This is a genomic window from Streptomyces anatolicus (genome assembly GCF_019400875.1).
GTDB classification, from domain to species: Bacteria; Actinomycetota; Actinomycetes; order Streptomycetales; family Streptomycetaceae; genus Streptomyces; species Streptomyces anatolicus.
In genome coordinates this window covers 1-2,750 of sequence record NZ_WMBF01000674.1, presented here as the reverse complement: position 1 = coordinate 2,750, position 2,750 = coordinate 1, and the positions used below count along the sequence as shown (strand labels likewise).

Here is a 2,750-nt window from a genome sequence, read left to right as displayed (position 1 = left end):
AGCCGGTGTACACAAGGTCCTCGTCCGCAGCCCCGAGGGCAAAACCGCCGAGGCCCACCTCATCGCGGCCCCCCGCCGCATCAAGACCCCGGCCCGCCGGGACCACGGGCTCCTCGTCCAGCTCTACTCCCTCCTCTCCCGCCACTCCTGGGGCATGGGCGACCTCGGCGACCTCGCCGAGCTGACCGCCTGGTCCGGGCACGTCCTGGACGCCGGGTTCGTCCAGGTCAACCCCCTGCACGCCGCCGTGCCGAGCCCCCCGGACGGCCCCGGCGGCGACCCGTCCCCGTACCGCCCCTCCTCCCGCCGCTTCCCCGACCCCGTACATCTGCGCATCGAGGCCGTCCCGGAGTTCGCCCAGCTGACGGGCGCGGCCCGCGACCGGGTCGACGTCCTGCGCCGCGAGGCCGACCGGCTGCGCGAAGGGGTGCTCGGCGAGGGCGAGTTGATCGACCGCGACGCCGTCTGGGCCCTGAAGCGCGAGGCCCTGGAACTGCTCCAAGAGGTCCCCCTCGGCCCCGGCCGCTCCGCCGCCTACAGCGCCTTCCTCGCCGAACAGGGCCGCGCCCTTGAGGACCACGCCACCTGGTACGCCCTCGCCGAGAGGTACGGCCCCGACTGGCACTCCTGGCCCGCCCCCCTGCGCGACCCCGCCTCGCCCGCGACCGCCCGCGCCCGGCGCGAGCTGATGGACCGCGTCGACTTCCACTGCCGCCTCGCCTGGCTCACCGACACCCAGCTGGCCACCGCCCAGCGCACCGCACGCGAGGCGGGCATGGAGATCGGCCTGGTCCACGACCTCGCGGTCGGCGTGCACCCCGGCGGCGCCGACGCCTGGGCCCAGCAGGACCACTTCGCGCCGCGCATGACGGTCGGCGCCCCGCCGGACGCGTTCAACGCGCGCGGCCAGGACTGGGGCCTGCCCCCCTGGCGCCCGGACCGCCTCGCCGAGTCCGGCTACGCCCCCTACCGCGCCCTCGTCCGCGGCCTGCTCCGGCACGCGGGAGCCCTGCGCATCGACCACGTCATGGGACTGTTCCGCCTCTGGTGGGTCCCGGAGGGCAGCGACCCCACTGACGGGACGTACGTCCACTACGACGCGGAGGCCACCCTCGCCGTCCTCGCCCTCGAAGCGGACCGCGCGGACGCCCTCGTCATCGGCGAGGACCTCGGCACCGTGGAGCCCGGCGTGCGCGAGACGCTGCGCGAGCACGGCGTGCTCGGCACCTCGGTGCTCTGGTTCGAGCGGGACTGGGCGGGCACCGGCCGCCCGCTGCCCGCCGAGGCGTGGCGCGCGGACTGCGTGGCCACCGCCACCACGCACGACCTGCCGCCGACCGCCGCCCGCCTCACCGGCGAGCACGTCCAACTCCGCCATGACCTCGGCCTGTTGACCCGCCCCCTGGCCGAGGAGCAGTCCGAGGCCGCCGCCGACGTACGCGAATGGCTGGGCCTGCTCTCGCGGCTCGGCATGCTGCCCGGCGGCATGGGCTGCGAGGAGGACGAGATCCGCGCCGTCCACCGCTTCCTGCTCGCCACACCGGCCCGCATGCTCGGCATCTGGCTGCCGGACGCGGTCGGCGACCGCCGCCCGCAGAACCTGCCGGGCACCTGGGACCAGTATCCGAACTGGCGCCTGCCCATCGCCGACGCCACCGGACGCCCCCTCACCCTGGAGGACCTCGCCGCCTCCCCGCGCCTGCACGCGCTCATGGCGGTCTTCCGGCAGGCGGGCGACAGGGGCGACACGGCCCGTACGGCACCCCCGGGCGCGCACCGCGTTTAGGAGTTCGCTACGTTTGCACCGTGGACAAGAAGAACGCTCTGCGCGCCGGCGCCCTGGCCTCCGGCACGACGCTGATGATGCTGCTGATGTCGTCCCCCGCGCTCGCGCTCAACCGCGACGACGGCGACGACCCGGGTCCGGGCCTGAGTGTCATCGACACGCTCGGCCTCTATGTCGCCGCGCCCATCGTGCTGTTCCTGGTGATCGCGGGCCTCGTGATGGTCGGCGACAAGTCCCGCAAGCAGCAGAAGCAGGGCTGACGCCACCGTCCGGCGACTCCTTCCGAGGGCCCGGGCCGGTCACGTACGTACGTACGTACGTAGGTGTATGCGTATATGCGTATATGCGTATACGCGCCTACGCACACGTGACCGGGCCGGGCCCTCGGCATGCTCTCAGGAGCCCTACGGCCGCTCGGCCGTCAGATAGCGCTGGAGGGTCGGCGCCAGCCAGGCCGTGATCTCCTCCCGCGTCAGCGCGGCCGACGGCGGGAACCGCAGCACGTACCGCGTCAGCGCGAGGCCCAGCAGCTGCGCGGCGCAGAGCGCGGCCCGCGCGGGCGCCGCGTCCGGATCGGGGCAGACCTCGCGCGCGACCGGCAGCAACTGCTCGGCGAAGATCTTCCGCATGCGCTCGGCGCCCGCCTGGTTGGTGATGCCCACGCGGAGCAGCGCGGTGAGTACGCCCGCGTCCTCCCACAGGTCGAGGAAGTGCCCCACGAGGACCTGCCCCACCTCCTCGCGCGGCACCCGCGTGAGGTCCGGCATCCGCAGATCCGCCGAGGTGGCGGCCGCGAAGAGGCCTTCCTTGCTGCCGTAGTAGCGCATCACCATCGACGGATCGATCTCCGCGTCCTTGGCGATGGCGCGGATCGTGGCGCGTTCGTACCCGTCGGCGGCGAACCGCTCGCGGGCCGCCGCGAGGATGCCGGCGCGGGTGGCGTCGGAGCGGCGGGGCGGTGCCT

3 protein-coding genes are annotated in these 2,750 nt (G+C 74.3%); 2 read left to right on the top strand and 1 reads right to left on the bottom strand.

Features of this window, described 5'->3' with window-relative positions; all coding sequences use genetic code 11:
- Nucleotides 1–1,786, top strand: a 1,786-nt coding sequence (gene malQ / locus GKQ77_RS31225) for a 4-alpha-glucanotransferase (RefSeq protein ID WP_219692480.1), incomplete at its 5' end; no start/stop codon positions are given.
- Between the two features lie 20 nt (nt 1,787–1,806).
- Complete coding sequence (locus GKQ77_RS31220) at nt 1,807–2,046, top strand: hypothetical protein (protein ID WP_219692479.1); 240 nt, start codon at nt 1,807–1,809, stop codon at nt 2,044–2,046.
- 144 nt (nt 2,047–2,190) lie between these two features.
- Here the strand turns inward: GKQ77_RS31220 and GKQ77_RS31215 are convergent.
- Nucleotides 2,191–2,750: TetR/AcrR family transcriptional regulator (locus GKQ77_RS31215; RefSeq protein ID WP_219692478.1), on the bottom strand; the 560-nt coding region annotated here is incomplete at its 5' end.